The sequence below is a fragment of the Salinimicrobium oceani genome (genome assembly GCF_012037645.1).
Genome location: NZ_JAAVJR010000003.1, coordinates 200,030 through 223,041, shown reverse-complemented (window position 1 = coordinate 223,041; position 23,012 = coordinate 200,030). Strand labels below are relative to the sequence as shown.

At 42.4% G+C, this 23,012-nt stretch carries 23 protein-coding genes; 8 read left to right on the top strand and 15 right to left on the bottom strand.

The window, feature by feature from the left end; genetic code table 11:
- Positions 1–119: 119 nt before the first annotated feature.
- The 5 genes from lon (at position 120) to HC175_RS06740 (ending at position 7,921) form a co-directional block, all read left to right on the top strand.
- Entirely contained in the window at positions 120–2,570 is a 2,451-nt protein-coding gene (lon, locus tag HC175_RS06760) for an endopeptidase La (RefSeq protein ID WP_168137731.1), read from the top strand.
- Positions 2,571–2,748: 178 nt separating this feature from the next.
- A complete protein-coding gene (gene cmk / locus HC175_RS06755) occupies positions 2,749–3,447 on the top strand; it encodes a (d)CMP kinase (RefSeq protein WP_168137730.1) in 699 nt (232 codons plus the stop codon).
- A 427-nt stretch (positions 3,448–3,874) separates the two neighbouring features.
- Entirely contained in the window at positions 3,875–5,734 is a 1,860-nt protein-coding gene (gene rpsA, locus HC175_RS06750) for a 30S ribosomal protein S1 (protein ID WP_168137729.1), read from the top strand.
- 169 nt (positions 5,735–5,903) lie between these two features.
- Positions 5,904–6,641, top strand: a complete 738-nt coding sequence (locus HC175_RS06745; RefSeq protein ID WP_168137728.1) for a hypothetical protein — start codon at positions 5,904–5,906, stop codon at positions 6,639–6,641.
- Between the two features lie 284 nt (positions 6,642–6,925).
- Positions 6,926–7,921, top strand: a complete 996-nt coding sequence (locus HC175_RS06740) for an NADP-dependent oxidoreductase (RefSeq protein ID WP_168137727.1) — start codon at positions 6,926–6,928, stop codon at positions 7,919–7,921.
- Positions 7,922–8,002: 81 nt separating this feature from the next.
- On the opposite strand, the gene HC175_RS06735 is transcribed toward HC175_RS06740, so the two are convergent.
- Complete coding sequence (locus HC175_RS06735) at positions 8,003–8,533, bottom strand: macro domain-containing protein (RefSeq protein WP_168137726.1); 531 nt, start codon at positions 8,531–8,533, stop codon at positions 8,003–8,005.
- A gap of 105 nt (positions 8,534–8,638) precedes the next feature.
- Here HC175_RS06735 and HC175_RS06730 point away from each other — a divergent pair, with 105 nt between their 5' ends.
- Positions 8,639–9,379: an SDR family NAD(P)-dependent oxidoreductase gene (locus tag HC175_RS06730; RefSeq protein WP_168137725.1), complete on the top strand. Its 741-nt coding sequence runs from the start codon at positions 8,639–8,641 to the stop codon at positions 9,377–9,379.
- Positions 9,380–9,675: 296 nt separating this feature from the next.
- Here HC175_RS06730 and HC175_RS06725 read toward each other — a convergent pair whose 3' ends face one another.
- The 3 genes from HC175_RS06725 to HC175_RS06715 all read right to left on the bottom strand — a co-directional run bounded on the left by HC175_RS06725 (position 9,676) and on the right by HC175_RS06715 (position 12,046).
- On the bottom strand, positions 9,676–10,881 hold the full coding sequence (locus HC175_RS06725) for a DEAD/DEAH box helicase (RefSeq protein WP_168137724.1): 1,206 nt from the start codon (positions 10,879–10,881) through the stop codon (positions 9,676–9,678).
- A gap of 211 nt (positions 10,882–11,092) precedes the next feature.
- A complete protein-coding gene (locus HC175_RS06720) occupies positions 11,093–11,665 on the bottom strand; it encodes a pentapeptide repeat-containing protein (RefSeq protein ID WP_168137723.1) in 573 nt (190 codons plus the stop codon).
- Between the two features lie 6 nt (positions 11,666–11,671).
- Entirely contained in the window at positions 11,672–12,046 is a 375-nt protein-coding gene (locus HC175_RS06715; protein ID WP_168137722.1) for a hypothetical protein, read from the bottom strand.
- 273 nt (positions 12,047–12,319) lie between these two features.
- Here HC175_RS06715 and HC175_RS06710 point away from each other — a divergent pair, with 273 nt between their 5' ends.
- On the top strand, positions 12,320–13,282 hold the full coding sequence (locus HC175_RS06710) for a L,D-transpeptidase (RefSeq protein ID WP_168137721.1): 963 nt from the start codon (positions 12,320–12,322) through the stop codon (positions 13,280–13,282).
- Positions 13,283–13,338: 56 nt separating this feature from the next.
- Here HC175_RS06710 and HC175_RS06705 read toward each other — a convergent pair whose 3' ends face one another.
- From HC175_RS06705 to HC175_RS06665, 9 genes are all read right to left on the bottom strand, one after another.
- Positions 13,339–14,244, bottom strand: a complete 906-nt coding sequence (locus tag HC175_RS06705) for an alpha/beta fold hydrolase (RefSeq protein WP_168137720.1) — start codon at positions 14,242–14,244, stop codon at positions 13,339–13,341.
- Between the two features lie 249 nt (positions 14,245–14,493).
- Positions 14,494–14,943 carry an OsmC family protein gene (locus HC175_RS06700; RefSeq protein WP_168137719.1) on the bottom strand — a complete coding sequence of 150 codons (450 nt, stop codon included), beginning with the start codon at positions 14,941–14,943 and terminating at the stop codon, positions 14,494–14,496.
- 39 nt (positions 14,944–14,982) lie between these two features.
- Positions 14,983–15,201, bottom strand: a complete 219-nt coding sequence (locus HC175_RS06695; protein WP_168137718.1) for a hypothetical protein — start codon at positions 15,199–15,201, stop codon at positions 14,983–14,985.
- A complete protein-coding gene (locus HC175_RS06690; protein WP_168137717.1) occupies positions 15,198–15,515 on the bottom strand; it encodes a rhodanese-like domain-containing protein in 318 nt (105 codons plus the stop codon). The genes HC175_RS06695 and HC175_RS06690 overlap by 4 nt, the downstream gene beginning before the upstream one ends.
- Position 15,516: 1 nt before the next feature.
- Positions 15,517–15,801 (bottom strand): rhodanese-like domain-containing protein, encoded by a 285-nt coding sequence (locus tag HC175_RS06685; protein ID WP_168137716.1) that lies wholly within the window; start codon positions 15,799–15,801, stop codon positions 15,517–15,519.
- Positions 15,802–15,941: 140 nt separating this feature from the next.
- Entirely contained in the window at positions 15,942–16,577 is a 636-nt protein-coding gene (locus tag HC175_RS06680) for a DsbA family oxidoreductase (RefSeq protein WP_209309940.1), read from the bottom strand.
- Between the two features lie 185 nt (positions 16,578–16,762).
- The gene (locus HC175_RS06675; RefSeq protein WP_168137715.1) at positions 16,763–17,944 is read right to left on the bottom strand and encodes an MFS transporter; all 1,182 of its coding nucleotides are present in this window, start codon (positions 17,942–17,944) and stop codon (positions 16,763–16,765) included.
- A gap of 175 nt (positions 17,945–18,119) precedes the next feature.
- Entirely contained in the window at positions 18,120–19,592 is a 1,473-nt protein-coding gene (locus HC175_RS06670; RefSeq protein ID WP_168137714.1) for an SDR family oxidoreductase, read from the bottom strand.
- Between the two features lie 168 nt (positions 19,593–19,760).
- Positions 19,761–20,150, bottom strand: a complete 390-nt coding sequence (locus HC175_RS06665) for a methylglyoxal synthase (RefSeq protein ID WP_168137713.1) — start codon at positions 20,148–20,150, stop codon at positions 19,761–19,763.
- A 143-nt stretch (positions 20,151–20,293) separates the two neighbouring features.
- On the opposite strand from HC175_RS06665, the gene HC175_RS06660 reads away from it, so the two are divergent.
- Positions 20,294–21,058 (top strand): sterol desaturase family protein, encoded by a 765-nt coding sequence (locus HC175_RS06660; protein ID WP_168137712.1) that lies wholly within the window; start codon positions 20,294–20,296, stop codon positions 21,056–21,058.
- Here HC175_RS06660 and HC175_RS06655 read toward each other — a convergent pair whose 3' ends face one another.
- Positions 21,059–21,583, bottom strand: a complete 525-nt coding sequence (locus HC175_RS06655; RefSeq protein WP_168137711.1) for a hypothetical protein — start codon at positions 21,581–21,583, stop codon at positions 21,059–21,061.
- A 97-nt stretch (positions 21,584–21,680) separates the two neighbouring features.
- Positions 21,681–22,940, bottom strand: a complete 1,260-nt coding sequence (locus HC175_RS06650) for a hypothetical protein (RefSeq protein ID WP_168137710.1) — start codon at positions 22,938–22,940, stop codon at positions 21,681–21,683.
- Between the last annotated feature and the right edge of the window lie 72 nt (positions 22,941–23,012).

Sequence of the window (23,012 nt, the reverse complement as noted above, 5' to 3'; positions counted from 1 at the left end):
GAATTAATGCCCGTAAAATGTGCTTTAAGAGCCTGTTTATCATAGAAAGAACGGGTAATAAAGTAACTTGCAAATTAATGATATAATAACTGCTGTGACAGTTTGACTTAAAAATAGATATGGCCAGAACAAAATTTACAAATCTTGACAGTCTGTCATTACAAGGAATTGATGAAGATGCAGAATTAATACCTTTAATGACGCCTGAAGATGAAGAAGAGATAAATAAAGAGGAGCTACCCGAGGTGCTGCCAATCCTGCCACTTAGAAATACGGTACTTTTTCCGGGCGTAGTAATTCCTATAACTGCCGGCCGTGATGCTTCCATTAAATTGATCAACGAAGCAAATAATGGGAGTAAGGTAATTGGAGTAGTTTCACAAAAGGACGAGAAAGTTGAAAATCCGGCTGCAAAGGATATCAATAAAATTGGTGTAGTAGCAAGGATCTTAAGGGTTTTGAAAATGCCCGATGGCAATACCACAGTGATCATTCAGGGGAAGAAGCGATTTGAAATAGATGAAGTGATCTCAGAAAAGCCATTTTTGAAGGCTAAGATCATCGAAGTTCCCGAAGCGAGACCCGCACAGGATAATGAAGAGTTTGGGGCGATCATCGAATCTATAAAGGATCTTGCTTTACAGATCATTAAAAACAGCCCAAACATTCCTTCGGAAGCTTCTTTCGCAATTCAGAATATCGAGAGCCCGTCATTCCTTATCAACTTCGTTTCCTCCAACATGAACCTCACCGTGGATGAAAAGCAGAAGCTGCTGGAAACGAATGATCTTAAAGATCGTGCTTTAGCAACGCTGAAGTTCATGAATATGGAATATCATAAGCTCGAGCTTAAAAATGATATTCAGAGTAAGGTGCAGAGTGATATGAGCCAGCAGCAGCGGGAGTATTTTCTACATCAGCAAATGAAGACCATCCAGGAAGAACTTGGAGGGGTCTCACATGAAGGAGAAGTAGAGGAAATGCGTGCCCGTGCAAAGAAGAAGAGGTGGAGTGAAGATATAAAGGAGCATTTCAACCGGGAGCTTTCCAAGATGCAGCGTATGAATCCGCAGGTGGCCGAATATTCCATTCAGCGGAATTACCTTGACCTGTTCCTGGACCTCCCGTGGGATGAATTCAGTAAAGACAAATTTGATCTTAAAAGGGCACAGCGAATTCTTGACAGAGATCATTACGGGCTGGAAGATGTAAAGGAACGTATCATTGAATACCTGGCCGTTTTAAAGATCAGGAATGATATGAAGTCTCCAATTCTATGTTTATATGGACCTCCGGGAGTTGGAAAAACTAGTTTAGGACGCTCAATTGCTGAAGCTTTGGGACGTGAATATGTAAGAGTTTCCCTTGGTGGGTTAAGAGACGAGGCCGAAATTCGCGGCCATAGGAAGACCTATATCGGGGCAATGCCCGGAAGGATCGTGCAGTCATTGAAAAAGGCAGGTACAAGTAATCCTGTTTTTGTGTTGGATGAGATTGACAAATTGAGCATTGGTCATAGTGGTGACCCATCGTCTGCCTTGCTGGAGGTTTTGGATCCAGAACAGAACAGGGAGTTCCATGACAATTTCCTTGAGATGCCTTATGATCTTTCTAAGGTGATGTTCATTGCGACCGCCAATAACCTTTCTCCCATTCAGCCAGCCTTGAGAGATCGTATGGAGATCATCAATGTTACTGGATACACTATCGAAGAGAAAGTGGAGATCGCTAAGCAACACCTGCTTCCGAAGCAATTAAAAGAGCACGGTCTTTCCAAGGAACACCTCAAAATTGGGAAAAAGCAACTTGAAAAAATAGTAGAAGGCTACACCAGGGAATCTGGAGTGCGAAGCCTTGAAAAGCAGGTTGCCAAAATGGTGAGACATGCTGCTAAAAATATTGCAATGGAAGAGAAGTACAATATTAAGGTTACAGATGCCGATGTATTGGAAGTTCTTGGGAGTCCGAAACTGGAACGCAATAAATATGAGGACAATGAAACTGCAGGTGTAGTTACTGGATTGGCATGGACGCAGGTAGGTGGGGACATCTTGTTTATAGAGTCTATACTTTCAAAAGGTAAGGGCTCCTTAAATATTACCGGAAACCTTGGTAAGGTGATGAAAGAATCTGCCACCATTGCATTGGAATATATTAAAGGTAATGCCGAAGAACTGGGAATTGATCCAGAGGTTATGGATAAATACAATGTTCATATCCACGTGCCTGAAGGTGCTACCCCAAAAGACGGCCCGAGCGCGGGAATTACCATGCTCACATCTCTGGTTTCTCTTTTCACTCAGAAAAAGGTGAAGAAAAATATTGCCATGACCGGTGAAATTACGCTGAGAGGAAAAGTGCTTCCTGTTGGCGGAATCAAAGAAAAGATCCTCGCTGCAAAACGAGCTCATGTGAAGGAGATCATTCTTTGCGAGGAGAACAAGAGAGACATCGAAGAAATCAAAGAAGAATATCTCAATGGCCTTACCTTTCATTATGTAAAGGAAATGGAAGAGGTGATCAAACTTGCTATTCTTGATGAGAAGGTAAAGAATCCAAAAAAGCTGTAAGAGACTAAGCTAAATAGTTAAAGAGGCTGTCTGAAAAATTGAATTTTCAGGCAGCCTCTTTTTCTTTAAGGGGTATTCCCTTTTAAACCTGCTTTAAATGCTTATTTTTGCAGAGGTGTCAAAAAAGGCATTTTTGACACCTTTATTTCCGGCAGCTTAAGCCGAAGAAGCAAATTCTATGACAAAAAAGATCACCATTGCGATAGACGGATTTTCATCAACCGGCAAAAGCACGGTAGCTAAACAACTTGCAAAGGAATTAGGTTATGTCTACGTGGATACCGGCGCCATGTATCGTGCGGTGACACTTTATGCCCTACGGAAAAAGTATATTTCAGAAATCAATTTTGACACCGCTGCATTAATAAATGACCTGCCCATAATTAAGCTGAAATTTATCTTCAATCCTGAAGTTGGCTTTGGAGAGATGTATCTGAATGATGAGAAAGTAGAAAAGGAGATCAGGCAAATGGAAGTATCTCAATACGTAAGTAAGGTTGCTGCAGTGCCCCAGGTGAGGGAAATGCTGGTGGCTCAACAACAGGAAATGGGAAGAGAAAAAGGAATAGTAATGGATGGTCGTGATATTGGAACCGTCGTATTCCCTGACGCCGAACTTAAGATCTTCATGACCGCAAGCGCCCAGGAGCGCGCCCAGCGACGCTATAAGGAATTGAGTGAAAGAGGTGAAGAGGTCACTTATAAGGAGGTGCTGGAAAATGTCGAGGGAAGAGACCTTTTAGATACCACCCGAAAAGATTCTCCTCTCGTAAAGGCTGAAGACGCCAAAGAAATTGACAATTCCCACCTCACTCTGGCCGGACAGTTTGAAAGGATCCTGGAGCTTTACCATGAAGCAATTAACAATGATCATTGAAATTTCCAAATTACAAGCATTTACCCGCCGAAGCTGCAGCGCAGGTGGGCCAAATTCCAAAGATCTTCAATTTGAAGATTTGATAATTTGAGGATTTGAAGATCTGCGATACTCTTGTGAACTTCGGGAAATATTCAAGAGCACAAAGATTTTTTTTATGGGGCAAGGTTCTGAATTACAGATCTGAAAGGTTATTCAAAAGAATTAATCCAATATACATTAGACAATTTTTCAACCTCTCAATATTCAATACTAAAATCTCATATCTAAATATTGACAATTGTCAATATTAGTTGTATTTTTGCGCTCCTTTTTAGCAATATTCGTGAAGAGTAAAAAGGGTTGAAAATCAATATTATAAACACTTCTGTGTTCTTTATTGCAGAGATCTTCCGGAGGAATACAGGATACAAATTTATTATCAGCAATGGCTGAAGAAAACAAAAACCAAGAAGTTCAGAGTTCTGAAAACGCTGAAATTCAACCAGTAGCAGGTATGGATGCACAATCTCAACCTGAGGCAGAAGTTCAGCAACAAGATCCTGAGCAATTCTTAAAGGAATTCAACTGGCACAACTACGAAGAAGGAATTGATCCTATCGACGATCAAAAGCTGGAAGAATTTGAGAAGCTTGTAGCAGAAAATTTCGTTGACACTTTACATGATGAAGTTGTTACCGGAAAAGTGATCAACCTTACAGATCGTGATGCGATCATCGACATCAATGCAAAAAGTGAAGGTGTAATCTCTCTTAACGAGTTCCGTTACAACCCAGATCTTAAAGTTGGAGATGAGGTAGAAGTATTGATCGACGTGCGTGAAGATGCTACAGGACAGTTGATCCTTTCTCACCGTAAGGCTCGTGTGATCAAAGCATGGGATCGTGTGAACAAAGCACATGATGAAAGCCTTATCGTGAATGGATACGTGAAGTGCCGCACAAAAGGTGGTATGATCGTAGACGTATTTGGAATTGAAGCTTTCCTTCCAGGTTCACAGATCGATGTGAAACCAATTAGGGATTACGATGCATATGTTGGAAAAACAATGGAATTCAAAGTGGTTAAGATCAACCACGAATTCAAGAATGTTGTTGTTTCTCACAAAGCGCTTATCGAAGCAGATATCGAAGAGCAGAAAAAAGAAATTATCGGGCAGCTTGAAAAAGGTCAGGTACTTGAAGGTACTGTTAAGAACATTACTTCTTACGGTGTATTCGTTGACCTTGGAGGTGTTGATGGACTTATCCACATCACAGACCTTAGCTGGTCAAGAATCAACCATCCAAATGAGATCGTTGAGCTTGATCAAAAACTGAACGTTGTTATCCTTGACTTTGATGAGGCTAAAACAAGAATTCAGTTAGGTCTTAAGCAGCTTAGCAAACACCCATGGGAAGCTCTTGACGAGAACCTTAAAGTTGGTGACAAAGTAAAAGGGAAAGTAGTTGTGATCGCAGATTACGGTGCATTTATCGAAGTTGCTGAAGGTGTTGAAGGTCTTATCCACGTTTCTGAAATGTCATGGAGCACGCACCTGCGTTCAGCTCAGGATTTCGTGAACGTTGGAGATGAGGTTGAAGCACAGATCCTTACTTTAGATCGTGAAGACAGAAAAATGTCCCTTGGTATCAAGCAATTGACTCCAGACCCATGGACTGACATCACTTCTAAATACCCTGTAGGTTCAAGACATACTGGTATTGTTCGTAACTTCACTAACTTCGGAGTGTTCGTAGAACTTGAAGAAGGAATTGACGGACTTATCTATATCTCAGACCTTTCATGGACTAAGAAGATCAAGCATCCAAGCGAATTCACTAACGTAGGTGATAAACTTGAAGTTGTAGTTCTTGAACTTGATGTTGAAGGACGTAAACTAAGCCTTGGTCACAAGCAAACTGAGTCTAACCCTTGGGATAAATACGAAACTGAATTCGCTGTAGGTACTACACACACAGCTGCAATTACAGAGATCGTTGACAAAGGTGCGACTATCGACTTTAACGAAGATATCACTGCATTTGTGCCGCAACGTCACCTTGAAAAAGAAGACGGAAGCAAACTGAAGCAGGGAGAATCTGCAGAATTCCAAATCATTGAGTTCAACAAAGAATTCAAGAGAGTGGTAGCATCTCACACTGCGATCCACAAGGAAGAAGAGCAGCAAATTGTAAAGCAGGCTCAGAAAAAAGCCGCTGCGCAACAAGCTCAGAACAACACTACAATTGGTGATGTGAACGCAGAACTTCAAGCGTTGAAAGATAAAATGGAAGGAAAGTCATAATCCGGAAATTTTTCTAAATATTCTAAACCTCCTTAGGCAACTAAGGAGGTTTTTTTATGGATCCTACTAAGGAGTTGTATTTATCTGATAATGAATAAAATACCTCAAAGTGGGTATTGCGTTTCAACCAGAGCTGTACTAATTTTCTAATTCATCAAAAATTGATCTTATGAAAATTAAAGCTTTACCAAAATTGTTGTTTGTATTCTTCCTTAGTTCGTTATTTGGTTGTGATAATGAGGATGATCCACAGGAACCACAACTTCCGGAAGTAGTTACAGTAAGTGATGAGACAGAAGCTGCGGTAACCTATACTTCAGTAGAAATCAATGGCAGTATCAAGGAAACTGATGAGATCACTGCCTACGGAGTAGCCTGGGGAACAGAACCAAATCCTACTCTTGAAGATAATGTCGCATTTCCGGAATCTGGTGCAGCTGCAACATCTTCCAGTAACAGGTACAGCACCAAGCAGGCTGAAGATTCTTTTGTAGTACGAATTACAGATCTTGATCTGGGAGAGACATATTACTTCCGCACCTTTGCTACCAATGATGCCGGCACTGCTTACGGAGATGAGATTAGCCTGGAAACTCCCGGACTGGCAGAAAGTACCTGGAAGATTACTTTTCATCATGAAGAAGATGTGTCCTGGATGGCGCACCTTTCGTTTTACGAAGATGGCACGGCATTTTATACAGAACCTGATGCGCCGGGGGTTTATGACAGTTGGGGAGTTTGGCACCTGGAAGGTAATTTCCTGACTTACGATATGCTTCCCGATGATGATAGGGATGATTACATTCTAACCGGAGATATTATTGAAAATGAAGTTTCCGGCACCTACACCTGGGGAGATTCCAACAGGCCTTGGAGTGGTTTTGTTATTTCAACAGAAGAAGACTAGTTCCAACCTAACAAATCAGGAAAAACTCGTTCTAATATTTTTTGCACCACAACTTCCTTCTTATCAAAACAATTCTGGCGCAAACCTAGAACAGATAGCAGTTACGTAATAGTTTCAGGGGAAAGTATTATTTGCAAATTTTTCTAAATATTCTAAACCTCCTTAGGCAACTAAGGAGGTTTTTTTATATCTTTTTACAACCAAATATGTCTTACCACATATGGTCCTAAAAACAATCTGAAGCTCCCTACCTTCTTTAACCAACCAATTGAAATTGAGAGATTATGAGTAAAACCGTTCTTTTCAAAAATCGTCCGGCAGGGAAACCAGCAACGTCAGATTTTGAGATCATTAATGAAAAAATTCCGGGGCCCGGTGAGGGAGAGGTCCTTTTAAAAGCACATTATATTTCTGTCGATCCTTATTTACGCGGTAGAATGCGAGATGAGGAATCATACATTCCGCCATTTAAGTTGGATGAGCCTATGGAATCCATGGTCGTTGCTGAAGTTATTGCTTCTAAGAACCATAATTTTGAAGAAGGCGAGTTTGTTTCGGGAATGCTGAAATGGAAAGAATTACAAACCTCGGGCGGAACAGGCTTAAACAGGGTTGATGCAGAGCTTGCTCCTCCTTCTGCCTTTTTAGGAGTCCTGGGACTTACTGGACTCACTGCGTTCCTGGCATTAGACAAGATTGGTAAACTGAGAGCAGGCGATACTATGGTTGTTTCCGGTGCTGCAGGAGCGGTGGGCAGTATCGTGGGGCAGATTGGAAAAATAAAAGGCTGTATGGTGGTAGGAATTGCTGGAAGTGATGAGAAGGTGAGATACCTGGAAGAGAAGCTAGGCTTCGATAAAGGGATCAATTACAATACTACCGAAGATATGGAAACCGTCCTGAGACAGGTCTGTACAGATGGCGTAGACGTTTATTTTGATAACGTGGGAGGCGAAATTCTGGATGCTGTTCTACAGGTCATCAACAAGGATGCCCGTATTATAAACTGCGGTGCGATTGCACACTACAACGAAACAGAAATTCCCACCGGTCCGCGTCCTGAAGGAATTCTTATTAAGAAGACAGCATTAATGCAGGGTTTCCTGGTGCGTGATCATGTGAAAGACTTCGGAAGGGCGCTACGGCAATTGAGTCTATGGCTGGAAGAAGGAAAACTGGAATATGATGAAACCATAGTAGAAGGTTTTGATAAACTTCCTGAAGCTTTTCTTGGCCTGTTCGAAGGACGCAACGTTGGAAAGATGGTCGTAAAGGTGTAGCGAAATTGAAAGGAAGCCCAGGTACAGTATAAAAGAAAGTGACTTCTGCTGAGCTTAATTCCCCGGCTAGTTACTCCGGCCTTAAAGTAGTTGAGCAAACATGTGTTTGTGCATTTCAAGATCTTCGGTACTGTATAGCACGTAAACGATCCTGGTGACATATTTTAACCTGGGGATTTCTTCTAATATGGTGGTAAAGGCAATCATACCGGCTTCCTCCACCGGATATCCGAATATCCCTGTAGAAATAGCCGGAAAGGCAATAGAAGTGACCTTTTCTTGCTCTGCAAGATCGAGCGCCCTTGAATAGCAACTGGCGAGCAATGGTCCCGCAGGCTTATCTTTACCGTATACAGGCCCAAGACAGTGGATCACGTAGTTGTTTGGAAGTAGATGAGCACCAGTAATTACCGCTTCTCCTGGCTTCAAAGGTCCTAAAGGCCGGGCTTCATCAGCCAGGCCAGGTCCAGCAGCCCGGTGAATGGCTCCGGCAACACCGCCACCCGTTTCCAACTTCGCATTAGCTGCGTTTACTACAGCCTCGCAATCTGCCTGTTGGGCGATATCTCCCTGTCGCAGCTCGATGGTAACTCCTGAGATCTCTGTTTTCATACCTGTCTAAAATATAAAATTTCACAGGTTCTAAATCCTGATGATTTAAATCATTCTTTTTGGTTTCCTGATTTACTAAATTAACAGCACATAAAAATTACGGTCATGAAAGATAAAGTAGTCATTATTAGTGGTGCCGCCTCTGGAATTGGGGAGGCTACGGCTCTCCTTTTTGGCAAGGAAGGTGCAAAGGTCATAGTTGCTGATATTGATATCGAAGCCGGCAAGGAGGTGGTGAAGCGCATTGAGAGGGCCGGAGGAATTGCAAGTTTTTTTAAGGTCGATGTAGCCTCTGCAGCCGAAAATAAGTCGCTCGTTGATTTTGCAGTTAGTACTTATGGCAGATTGGACATAGCAGTGAATAATGCGGGAATAGGAGGAGAGGCTAACAAGATCGTAGATATGAGCCTGGAGGGTTGGCACAGGGTCATCGACGTAAACCTCCACAGTATTTTCTACGGGATGAAATATCAGATCGAAGCCATGTTGAAAACAGGACAGGGAAGTATCATCAATATTTCCTCCATCCTTGGGAGCGTAGGGTTTGAAGGTTCTGTGGGATATGTCGCAGCAAAACATGCTATAGTTGGGATGACTAGAAATGCTGCCCTCGAATATTCTTCTCAGAACATTAGGATCAATGCCGTGGGACCAGCTTTCATAGATACGCCACTCCTGGATCAGATCGATGATGACATTAAAAAACAACTCATATCTCTGCATCCCATTGGCAGACTTGGCCGTAGTCAGGAAGTAGCTGAATTGATCCTGTGGTTAGGCAATGATAAAGCTTCTTTTGCAACCGGAAGTTATTATCCTATTGATGGAGGGTACCTCGCCAGGTAGGTTAGAAGGCGAATTTACTCATAGTCATTCCGACGTAGGAGGAATCTCTTCTGAAGAATTATGTCAGAAGTACGGATAGGAATACCGAACATAGCTTCAAATTTTATTTGGACAAATTGGGAAGCCTTCGGAACCCAAGAGATTCTTCGCTCCGCAAAAGCTGCGCTCTGAATGACGGATGAATTTAGAAAAGCAGAAATTAGAAATACGATATTAGGATCAAAAAAAGAGTCTATTCCTGTGGAATAGACTCTTTATAATTTCTGCCAACTGACCACTGCCAACGAGCACTTATTTTATCGTCTCCTTCTGTTCCTGTTGTTATTCCTGCTGCGGTTCTGCGCAGGTGCAGCAGAAACCGGTTCGGCATTAAGATCCATTGGATAAGGATGTTCGTCGATCACCGGAATTTTTATAGCCGCCAGTTTTTCTATGTCCTTAAGTTCTTTCCGTTCTTCGGCAGCACAAAAGGAAATGGCGACTCCGTCATTCCCGGCGCGTCCTGTACGGCCAATTCTGTGCACGTAGGTCTCCGGAACGTTGGGCAGGTCAAAGTTGAAAACATGTGTCAGCTCATCGATATCAATTCCACGCGCCGCTATATCTGTTGCAACCAGTACATTAAGATTGCCATTCTTGAAATTGTTCAAAGCATTCTGACGTGCATTTTGACTCTTATTCCCATGGATGGCAGCCGATCTTATCTTGGCCTTATCCAAAAACCGCGCAACTTTGTCGGCTCCGTGTTTTGTGCGGGTAAAAACAAGAGCATTGTCGATGCCATTAGTTTCCAGCAGGTGAAGCAAAAGCTTCCGCTTATCTGGTTTGTTAGTGAAATAGACTCGTTGCTGTATCTTATCTACGGTAGAGGACGGCGGAGTAACTTCTACTTTCACCGGATTCTTCAGCATCATTCCGGCAAGATTCTGGATCTCTTCGGGCATGGTAGCCGAAAAGAACAGCGTTTGTCTTTTGGCTGGAATGCTTTTGATCACCTTCTTAACGTCATGAATAAAACCCATGTCAAGCATTCTGTCTGCTTCATCGAGAACGAAGATCTCCAGAGTTTTCAAGTCGATAAATCCCTGGTTCATCAGGTCAAGTAACCGGCCGGGAGTAGCAACCAGAATGTCAACTCCTCTTTTTAGTTTTTGAACCTGTGTATGCTGCGAAACTCCTCCAAAGATGACTGAATGTCGCAATGAAGTATGTTGTCCATAAGCAGCGAGGCTTTCATCGATTTGGATGGCAAGTTCACGAGTAGGCGTAAGGATAAGCGCCTTGATCCCCCTGCGAGAATGATTTTTATTGTTTAATAATTGCAGGATAGGTAGGCCAAAGGCGGCTGTCTTTCCTGTTCCTGTTTGAGCAACACCCAAAAGATCCTTTCCTGAAAGAACAATGGGAATAGCCTGCTGCTGAATAGGGGTGGGTTTTGAATAACCCTGAGTGTCGAGCGCCTTTAGTAAGGTCTCATCTAATTCTAAATTTCTAAAAGACATTAAATTATTTTATGTGAAATGCTGGAAAAGACGTTGCATTTTCTTGAAACAGCTATGTTTTTTCATTCTAAACCGGCTTACAACCTGCCGTGTTATCATGTAAAGAAGGCGACAAAGATACACTTTTTATCTGCCGGTATTACATTGATGAGTATAAGTGGATGTAATTATTTGATTTTCAGAAGTTTTTGAGCCTGGGACTTCTGGCGGGCTATTCAATAATGATCTTGTACTTGTTGAGCAGACCCTGGATATTCTGAGCTGAAAACCTTGCACCTGAAAGAAAATTATCTTCAGGATCAATATTTAAGTTCTGGGCAGTCGAAAAATCAGCTTTCTCAAGCCGAGTTCCAGCGAAAGTACTACCGCTGAGATCACAGTTCCTGAATTGAGCACCTGAAAGATCGGCATTGGAAAAATCTGTTTGTATCACCGCACAGGTATCAAAAATGGTATTTTTCAGGGTCAGTTTGAAAAATGAAGAGAAGTTCAGCTGGCAGTTTTCAAAGGTGAAGGAGAGTAAAAAGCTGTTGCAGTTCTCGAAATTGAGGCCAATCAATTTACTGTTCCTAAAGATCACTTCCTGGAATGCAGCACTTCCTAACCTGGTGTTACTAAAGTTACAGGTGTCAAAAATGCATTCTGAAAAGGACATTTTTGAGAGGTTAGCTTCTGAAAAATTACAGTCCCGGAAAACGCAGTTTTCGTAAGTCACTTCGGCAGATGCCTGCAAAGAATAGTCTTCAGATAAGATTTCAAGATCTCGGTAAAGATGATCTGCCATAGAAAATTAGCAGCCTTTTCCGTTACAGTTTTTCGTTTCAGCAACGAGATATGCGATGCTTCCGCCAAGGTCGATCTTCAGGGTTGTAGCTCCAAGATCTGATGCCAGGCGTTTTTTTCCATTCAGAAGAAGTTCATTGAAACCGCTTATGGTAAAGGTTTTAGTCTTTTTATCGTAAACGATCTTTTCAGCTTTTTCTATCTCTACAATGGAAGTAGTAAAATGTACATTCCCCGTAAATTCTACAATCTGCTTGTCTTCCCGTGTCACACTGTGATCTCCCGAAAAATATACTCCTTTCCCTTCAAAGCTAACTGGTGTTTCCTGTGCCACCGCACTAAAGCCAAAAAACAAGAAACAAATAAGCGCTATTACTTTCATTCTGCAGATTTTAATAATGACCACAAGGTATTAATTATTTGTTAAGTAGCTAAAAATTTTCCGAGGTTTTTCAGGTACTTTGAACCTGGAATTTTTCTGAATAACAGGTGTCAAAAATGACCTTTTTAAAACAGGTTATTCAGTCCCTATTTATTGGAAATGTCGCTCAAAATCTTGAACTTTAAATAGCCTTTACATATGCTTTCTGTACCGGTCTGGGTTCAAATTTGCCTGGATGCAATTCCGAATTATTCGGTAAAAGCCCACTTTCTAATGCTAAAAAATCTACGTGTTATTCGGCTTTTCTTCGTTCTCCTCATAGCGGTTTCTTGCCTTTGTGCCTGTGAACCTTCTGCGGAAACTGCGCAAACCAAAAATGTTTCTGAACAGATTAACGAAACAGAGATGGATCCTCCGCAGCCACTCGAAGTCGAGGAACTCCCATTGATGATCAATTATCATCTCGACAGTCTGCCAACAAGAGCTGCTATAGATAGTTTTAAGAACAGTTATGAGGAAGTGGAGCTGGATCTCATTCTTGCATTAAACAGGATAGATGCAAACAGACTAAGTCCTGGAGATAGGCTGGTGATTCCAGATACCTTGACAACTGATCTCAATGACTACTCTCCCTTTCCCATTCGTTTTGAAATGCTCGATTCCATTCCCAGGACGGTGTTGATCTCAAGGCGCGTACAGGCATTTGGGCTGTATGAAAACGGAAACCTTCTTAGGTGGGGACCTGTTAGTTCGGGTAAGGAATCGACACCTACTCCCGCCGGGCTCTTTTACGGAAATTATAAAGCCATTAGAAAAATAAGCACTGTAGATGAGGCCTGGATATTGCCGTACTACTTCAATTTCCTCAATTTTGATGGGGTAGGGGTGCATGAATATGCTATGCCGGGATATCCTGCCAGCCATGCTTGTGTGAGACTTAAAAACGAGGATGCCAGATTCATTTATGACTGGGCTAAACAATGGAAACTTGATCCATCGGGGCAGAAGATTTTGAAGAATGGAACTCTTTTTATGGTTTTTGGAGAATACGATTTTGAGGGGCAGGCGCCATGGCTAGATCTGGCTTCGCGCCCTCATTCCAACTTTTTGACAGCCGAAGAAATGGGAACCCTTAAAACATATGTAGATAAATATAGAACCGATACCAGGAATTTTGATTCCGTCGACCCCGAACCCGGATCATTATCTAATACTACAGGTGTTGAAGTTCAGTAAAAAGAAAGGTCGCCAAAAAATAAATTTTTGACGACCCTTTCCCTCAAACAATTATCTTACAATTGAAACTTATCGCTGAATGCTAAAATTGCATTTTCCATATCTGTACTGTCTTCAATAAACGGTACGTGGCCACCATTATTTTTCCACAGCATTAATTTCGGAAAATTTAATCCTTTATAGTGTTCCGGGCCCACCATAAAATCTGATGTACCATAGAAATAAAGCACGGGCATCTGCATTGAGGCTGTTAAAGGTTTAAAATTTGTCCAATACTCCTGTTGACCCAGCACATGATTACTTAGATCAAAGTTGAAATTTTCAATTCCTGCAGAAGCCTCGTCTAATCGGGAAAAAGTATCCGGATTTCGGGAACCCATTTTCCAGAACAAGCCAGTGTCCCGCAACTTACTTCCATACTCGTTCATTCTCTGTGGAATAGACACCGTGTCTCCCTCACAGGAATATTTTTCACCCACGAATTCAGCTGCTTTGGGAATCCAGCTTTCACAAGCCGATTCAGTAAGATTAATGGTACAATTCAACATGATCATTCCTTTTTGAACAGCTGGATATCGCTCAGCATAGGCCATTTGTAAAATGCCTCCAAAGGAGTGTCCAAGTGTTAGCCATTGCTCAAAACCCAGCGCTTGCCTTACTTCCTCAAAATCGAGTGCCATTCGGTCCAGGGAATAATTCTGGTCCTTCGGGCTACCCGAACGTCCTACGCCACGTTGATCAAGATACACCATTGTGAAATGTTTCTCCATAAATTCACCCGAAAGGTTTTCAAACCACAAGCTTGCAGAACCCGGACCACCATGGATGTAAAGAAGAGGTGTACCCGTTCCTTTTACTTTAACGTACAGGTTTACCCCGTCTGATGTTGTTATAATTCTTTCCCCGGCTGCCGAGCTATGACAAATGGTGAAAACGGCAAAAAAGAGAACAACGAACTTCATAGCTATATAAAAGATTAAAGGTTAAAGAATTTTCAATTTATGATTTGAATTTCAAAGTATATTCCTCCTAGAGACTGTTTGGAGATGCAGTTGTTACAGCTAATTCAAAAAAAATTCCCGAAAATTCTGGTAAATACCTCTTTCATTCTGCCTCGGATATATGACGCTGAAAACTAATATATTATAAAAAGAAAATCCCGCAGAAGAAAGTTCTTCGTACGGGATCTCCAGTGTAGGGGGGTACTGTTTTTAATATATCAAAGATTCTGCCAGTTCCACCTGCGGCTTTAAAATAACTTCGGCGGTGATAGAGTTGGTGATTAGGCAGGCTTTTTCTGCTTTGTGCAGGATCTTTTCGGCTTTCTCCAAGTCTTTCTCCTCCTGAATTGTTAGTAACGGAGCAAGAATGATTTCAGACATAACAAACCTGCCTTCTTTTTTGCTCAATTTTCCTTTTGCAGGGCACACTAAGGAGGTGAATTCCAGTCCGGAATTTTCAGCAATTGCAAGAAAAGTGGTCATGAAACAGCTGCTCACTGCAGCGGTATAAAGGTGCTCTGGTGACCAGATGCCCGCCATCCCTTTCGGAAATTCGGGCGGGGTAGCCACCTCAATAGGCTTCTCCAGTTCTGGAGAAGAAATTTCTCCTTTGCGCTGTGATCTCCATTCAAGATCTACATTATAAATATGTTCTTCCATGTTGTGAAATTTGATAGGCAAATTTAGTGCTGCGCATTCCTATTTTTCCTGATCTCGATCATGTTTGGAAATACAATTCCCGCTCCCGCAATTCCCTGCAGCGCAACCTATCCCAAATAAACCCATTGCCGCAACGTACAATCCCAAAGCTGTACCTGACCATTGATCTGCAGAAAAGCCTTGTATCATGACCAGAATTCCGATTACCAGGAAAAGAATTCGGGACCATGTCCAGCCGCTGAGTATTTTTTCTCTCATTTCAACTTGTTGTTCAAATTTTTCCAGCCTCCGCCATTATATACGCGTTCAAATCCTGCCGATTTTAAAAGGTTCCTGGCTGATGCACTTCGCATTCCTGATGCACAGCAGGTAATGATCGCGGCCTGCTTGTCGCCAAGCTTTTTGAGGTGAACGGGTAAAGTATCCAGGGGAATATTTCTGGATCCTGGGATATGCCCAGTTTCAAATTCCCGTTTGGTTCTCACATCTATGATCATTGCTCCCTCTTTTAACAGCTCTGAAAAGTTAGGTTTTGATCCAATTCCAAGAATATTTATTAACGTATTTAGCATCTTAAAGATTTTCAGATTGAAGGAAGTTGATCTCTAACCAGGAACCGCCATTAAGGCATTCAATACCTTCCCGACTTAAAAAACTTTCGGCCTGGCTGCTTCTCATGCCCGAGGCACAACAAAGCACCAAAGGCATTTCAAGTCCCTTCACTTCGTCCAGTCGCTTAGGCAATTCGTTGAGAGGAATGTTAAGGGAGCCAGCTACATGGCCTCCGCTAAATTCTCCTGCAGTACGAACATCAACGATGGTTCCACTTCTTTCACTAATTAGCTTTTCTACTGTCATAACTACTTATTTTTCAGTTGTAAAAGTAGTAGGTGTATCGCTCTTGTAAAGTAACTTTTGTTACAATCAACAGATAAAAAAAATCCGGAAGCATGAACCTCCGGATCTTTGTACTGAATGAAACCAAGTCTAAATAAATTCTATCCGTTTTTTACTTTTTTCAATACTTCTAGAAAGGTCGCGCTGGGTTGAGCCCCAGAAACTCCATATTTACTATCAATGACGAAGAAGGGAACTCCGCGTACCCCAATGTTACGGGCCTCAAGTTCATCTTGTTTTACGGCATAGGCAAAAGTTTCTTCCTCTAAAGCGCTACGAACTTCGGAAGCTTTAAGACCAACGGATTTTCCAATTTTCACCAGCGTTTCGATCTCGTCAATATTCTTTCTTTCTGAAAAATGGGCCTTAAAAAGAGCTTCTTCGATCTCATTAGCAAGATCGTTTTCCTTGGCCAGCTGAATTACCTGGTGCGCTCTGAAGGAATTTGCCAGAATGGAATTTTCCAGGTCCAGGTTCAATCCAGCCTTAGCCCCCATTTCCTTAGCTCCGGCCAGCATTTGGCGCGCCTGATCTTCGCTGATGTTCTTGGTTTTTTTAAAATAATCTATTGTGGAGAGCTCTGGCTGAGTCTCCAGGTTTGGATCAAGCTGAAAACTGTGCCATTCAACCTTCACTTCTTCTCTGGCTTCAAATTCTTTCAGCGCTGTTTCCAGGTTATGTTTTCCTATATAGCAAAAAGGACAGCGCACGTCGCTCCAAATATCGATCTTAATCATAATACTGCTGAATTACCTCTCAAAAATGTCATTTTTGACACCTTTTTCCGGGATGCAAATTTACAAAACCTGATAAGTATCTTCTGAAGCTATCTCGCCTTTCTTTCGGGGACCAGGAAACCTTCAGCTGAAATTCAGCAAGAGGAAGTTTGTCATATTTTAAAAGGGATTCAGAAGGAACGATATCAACCAGCCCTGGATTTTTTCAGCAGTAAAAATATACCTAGCAGAGGGCCGGGCAGGAGGAACAGGAAGAGGTAAGCTTCAGAAATAACAAGAGAAAGGAAGTTGATGAGTTGCAGACTTACCACAGTTATAGCGAAACCTATGCAATTGACAATGGTAAGCGCTGTACCTCGGGCATTTTCCGCGGCGTGATTGGCGACGAGCGTAGAAAAAAGAGGAGAATCTGCAACAACAACTATCCCCCAGAAAATAAGAAAGATCATCAATACCCCAATTGAATCTTGCAAGAAGAAAACCGGTGATACCAGGCAGCAGAGTCCGGAGAGGGAGAGGGCTGTGGCCGCAGTTCTTTTGGTTCCTGCAGTTTTCGAAATGAAACCAGCAGCAACACAGGCAAGACCACCTACACCAATAATAAGGAATGAAAGCAGGGAAATATCGAGATCCAGGTGAGGCCTTGTGGCGGCATACCAGCTAAGCAGGAATGGCACAAAGGCCCAAAAACTATAGAGCTCCCACATATGCCCAAAATAGCCTGCAGCTGCAATCTTAAAATCCCTTACTCTAAAAACTTTCCACACTGCAGAGAGATCTCTATGCGCCATTGGTTGTCGAAAAGGACCATCGGGGATGAAAACCCGAACCAGCAGTCCTCCAGTTGCCGCAAAGATCGAGGTAAGAAGCAGGACCAGCTTCCAGGAGTAACTTCCTGTTCCCAGGAGGTAATTCAACAGGTGTGGCACAGCAGTACCTAAGACCAGCGCTCCTACTAGAAAACCTAAGGAGGTGCCGAGGCCTTTTCTGTAATAATCTGATGCGATCTTCATCCCCACTGGATAAATTCCCGCAAGGGAGATCCCAGTGCCAAGCCTAAGGAGGAACAAAGAGGTCATGGTGTTACTATTCCACAACAGGCCTAAATTTAAAAGGGCGCCAAAAATGGCAGAATAGAAAAACACTTTTGACGGGGAAAATCTGTCGGCCAGGTTCAGGAAAGCGAAGCCCAGGGTGCCTAAGATAAAACCTGCCTGTACCGCCGAAGTGAGATGCCCCAATGCCGCCGGCTCCAGCTCGAAATTGAGCATAAGATCACGCATTACGCCGTTTCCTGCAAACCAGAGGGAGGTGCAAAGAAATTGGGAGATCACTATTAAAGACAGAATAGTTTTTCGTACAGCCATTAAATTTATTCTGTTGCTAAAGTAAAAGTAATTACCAGATCCTGGAAGATCGTGAGAAATTCTGGAGATGAGGAAGTGAATTTCTAAGTGACCGTCTAATTTGCTATTTTAAAGGAGTGATCGTTTAAAGTTTCTTCAGCAGAGGGAAAAGCTATTTAGAAAAGGGCAATTCACTCTAATCAGAAAGAGGAGTGCCAGGTGCGGCAGATCCATGTTTCAGCAGGTTACTGGCCATTCCCTCGAAAACAAAAAAATGAAAAGGTAGCACTGTATACCAGTACAACCTGCCGGCAAGCCCCTCGGGCCTAAAAGTGGCTGTTTGCTGTAAGAAGTATTCACTTTTCCTCTCAATGATCTGGAATTCAAGCCAGGCTTCCCCGGGTAATTTCATTTCGGCGTAGAGTAGGAGTCGGCGGTTTTGTTTGTCGGCTGCAAGTACTCTCCAAAAATCAAGAGTATCACCGGTATTGATCTGGTAGGGATGAGTGCGCCCTCTTCGCAGGCCAACACCGCCCACCATTTTATCCATAAATCCGCGGACCTTCCAGAGCCAGCTGCCATAATACCAGCCTTTTTTACCTCCTATTGACCAAATATTCTGAAGTACCCGATCGGGTTCTCCAGTGATCTTTTTTTCTCTTTTATCGATGAGGCAGCCGTCTATAGGTACATGGATGTGTTCAAGTAAGGAATTATCTGCATAACTGGAGGCCAGAGCATCTTTCCAGCTGGAGATGACACTGTTCTGTTCAATTTTTTGGAAAGCCAGCTTTACTGCTTCCTTGTAAGAGGTGGGTTCAATATTTAATTTTTCTCCCAGCTCGTTAGCGTCGGCAATTACTTCTACCTTCATGCTGTCAACAAGATTAACGGCCAGTTTATAGGAAGTAGAGGTGACAAAATACAGCCAGTACGAAGAAAGTTTTGGAGTCATGACAGGGACCGTGAAAATTCGCCTTTTAAACCCCCGAACCTCTGCAAACTGCAACAACATTTCCTTGTATGTAAGTACATCCGGCCCTCCAATATCAAAGGAACGGTTTAAGGTGTCTTCCCTGTGCAACACCCCTACCAGGTATTTTAAGACATCCCGAATAGCCACCGGCTGGCTTTTGGTGTTCAGCCATTTTGGAGTGATCATTACTGGTAACTTCTCCACGAGATCCCGAATGATCTCAAAAGAAGCACTTCCCGAACCCACTATAATGCCTGCTTTTATTGATGTGAGAGGAATGTCACCGCTCCTCAAAATTTCTTCGACATTCTTACGAGAGGCGAGATGTTTTGAAAGCTCGGTTTCATTCGTAATACCGGTGAGATAAATGATCTGCCGAATTCTAGTGCCTTCAACGAACTTCAGAAAATTTTCTGCCGACTGTTCCTCCAGTGCTGCAAAATTTCCACTGCCTGCATTCATGGAATGAATGAGATAGTAAGCAGCCTCTATATCCTGAATTGCTTCTGATGGCGGCAGACTCTGCAGAAAATCAACTTCGAGAACCGAAACAGCTGCATGAGAATAAATACCTTCTGAAGGAAATCTTTTCCTGTCCCTTACACAGCACACCACTTCATGCCCTTCATTTATTAAAAGAGGTAGTAATCTTTTGCCGATATATCCCGTTGCGCCGGTAAGAAGGATCTTCATGTGATTTCTAGTTTAGTTATACGGAGATGTGATCGCTTCAGCAAAAAAGATCGCTGAAGTCAAACAAGGTAAGAAATACTAAAATGTTATCCCCAAATAATCGCTGCAACAGGAACAGAGCCTGGAAAGATCCTGAATTCTAGGGTGTCAAAAAGGGGAATTTTTGTCCTAATTTTTTGATTGCTCCTGTTCTTTTTCCTTCAGAATAAACAGGTCTGCCGATGCGCGGTTGAGCGCAATTGGGATGTTGTTGATGACCGCAGTTCTAATCAAAGTCTGGATATCATGTTCGTGCCCGTGCGGCGTTTCAGCATCAATAAAAAAGATGATCATTTGCACCTCTCCCTGAAGGATCTTGGCAGCAAGAAGAATGTCACCACCGCTGGGGCCATGACCAAAACCTTTTACATCTATATCGAGCATTTCGCTTAAGAGTTTGGAAGTGTTGGTGGTGCCAATGAGATTGTATTTGAGGAGCGCATCGCGGTGTACCTTTGCCCAGTTCAAAAGATCAGTTTTACGGCTGTTGTGGGCAATAAGGGCTATAGTTTCTTTCATGTTTTTATTTTGAAAATAAAGGTATAAATTATTGCAGAAAGCTTATCCCCAGCCTTGATAATTTGACCTTTTTTTCATGGTATAATAAAGTGCCCGGGTCACTTTGAGAAAGTTTTAAGATTGTAAATCGTATTTTTAGACCTATGACAGTACTTTCAGATCCAATAGAGAATTCTCCCATCTTCCTGCTGGTTTATACTGCCATCTTCTTTTTTGCCATAGTCTTCAGATATTTTGTTGCTGCCGGGGTATTTTACTACTACTATTACGTGAAAAATTTTTCCAGATATGACCAAAAGCGGTTAAGTAAAAGACTGGCAGATAAGAAACAGGTGAGAAAGGAGATGCTGTGGAGCATAAAATCCTCAGTGATTTTTGCCTTTTTTGGAACCCTTACTTACTGGCTGTGGCTGGAAGGGAAAACCGCCATTTATCTCGAGGTCGATCAATTTGGTTACTGGTATTTACCGCTTAGCCTCGTCCTGCTTTCCCTTTTGCATGAAACCTATTATTACTGGGTACACAGGTGGATGCATCATCCAAAGGTTTTTAGAATTGTTCATAAGGTCCATCACGACAGCCGTATTCCCACACCCTGGACCGCCTTTTCCTTTCATCCATGGGAAAGCGTGATCGAAGCTGTTATTGTACCTTTAATACTACTTGTCCTCCCAGTCAACGTCTATGTTCTTGGCTTTTATCTTTTAATAATGACCATAAGCAGCGTGGTAAATCACCTGGATATTGAGATCTATCCTACGTGGTTCCAAAAAAGTAAATTTGGACAGCAGTTTATCGGCGCTACCCATCACCACCATCACCACACAGAGTATATGACCAACTATGGATTGTACTTTACCTTCTGGGATAGAATAATGGCTACTGAAAGCCGAAAAATGAAATCTTGATCACTTCAGCCTTTTGAAGACCATCTTGTTTGAAAACAATCTTTTCCTTACAAGCTTCTGAAAATCCTTTTCTGAAGGCGCTACCAGGTAATGATCGAATTTTCCATCTTCGGTCTTAATAGTTTTTACTGCCGAAGTGCTTTTCATGTTGAGGATCAATTTTTCTGTAGCTGGGGTGAGCTGAACGTACTGTGCAACCAGGCGGTTCCTGCTTATCTTTAGCGGGAAAACATCCCAGCCATCCTCTTCTTTTAAACTAAGTACATACTTTTTATCCATCTTTCTCAAAACTGCCTCTGAAGCAGATAGAGTTGTACTCACACTCACGTCTTTCCCACTCGAATATCGAAAAGCCTGTGCTTCAATTTGCAGCGTGTCCTGTTCGCTGGAAACAAAAATACCCCGCATTTCTTCCGGAAATTCCTCTAATGACTGACTGTTAACCGGTTGAGGTTCTTCAAATTTCACAGCAGTACAGGAGAAGCATATCGCAGAAAGAAGCGCAAAAAAGATCTGGTTTTTCATGACTGCAGTTTTATGAAATGGCAACCAATAAATTTCATTAATTAGCTGACCTTCAGAAACAAAGTGGTCAACAAAATTTGCAGTCTCTGCAAAAATTTTAGCTACATTGAAAGCACTTTTGTAATGGAGCTGGCAGCTGGAGGTCTTCAGAGCCCTTTAAGGGCTTCTCGTCTCGTTTGGAATTCTTTATTTCCTTACTAAATTCCCGCGCATATTTTGGAAGGTCATCACGCCGGTGTTTCAGCTTTTTAAAGATTTCATCGCCATTCAGCCTCGCTGCTCCTGCAGGCCATTGCGCAATAGCGTTGCGGATCTTCTCATCTGTCAGTTCATTTTTCAGCCGAATTGCTTCCTCTACAAACACTTCTTCAGGCACAGATTTCAGAAAATAGCGGTCGAAAGGATAGACATAGCCGGGGATGTGATCAATATCCTTTTCAAAAGGACGTACCATGGGTTGCACGAGTTCATTTGTGATGAGAGTAGGAAGGACGCCATCAATCCGGAAAAAGGCATTGTCCCTGTCTCCTGGTAAAGGGATAGCCCTAATTGAATTTTCCTGCTGCTGTAATACCCAACCCCATTGTTTTGCATGCCTGTCCCAGTCTCCAATGAGAATGTCAAAAAGACGAGCCTTGACGAGCATCTGTTCATCAATTTGCAATTTTGCGCCTAATTCGGCTTTTAATTCCTGCAGGTCATCGGTTTCCACTATTTTCAGCACATGCTCATAACTGGTCCAATTCACTGCTCCTTCAGTTTCGTATTCCAGCAAATACAGACGGTTGGCATAGGCTCTTGAAAAAGTTCCCAGGGCAGGATGTTCTGGAACAAAGACGATACGCGGGTGGGTATAAAGAATTCCCACTGCTTCGGAAAGGGAAGCTGCCAAAAGAGCGCCGTAAGGGTGCTGTGCAGATACACCGTCAATAATGATATTTTCGAGACCTAAAATTTTTGCAACCCTGGGGATCAACGGGGCCGGATCCTTATTAATGCTTCTAAGGCTGTAAACGATGCTATCGGGACCTTTGATCTCCAGAGAGCGGGTTTGATTTCCACCACCTTCCTTTACAATAGCAAAAGAATCGAGGAAAAAGACTTGTGCTTTTACAGGAGTTTCCCATGCTTTGCGATAGTTTACTCCCTGCATGAAGGATTTGAGCCTGTTGGGATGATATTGATTGGTTGGTGCAACTTCAACCAGTTCCAGATTCCGATAATCTTCTTCGGAATTTACCTCGGGAGAAATGACCCGGGAAATTTCTATTTCTGAAGGCCCTATAGCAAGAGACCAGTAGGTGAGCCCTAAGAACAATAGCAGACAGGTGACAAGAAAAAGTAAGAATTTCTTCATAAGCAGATAAGTTCCGCGGAAAAATTTAAAAAATTAAACCCAATATTCCTGAAATTTCCTTGCAAAACCTTT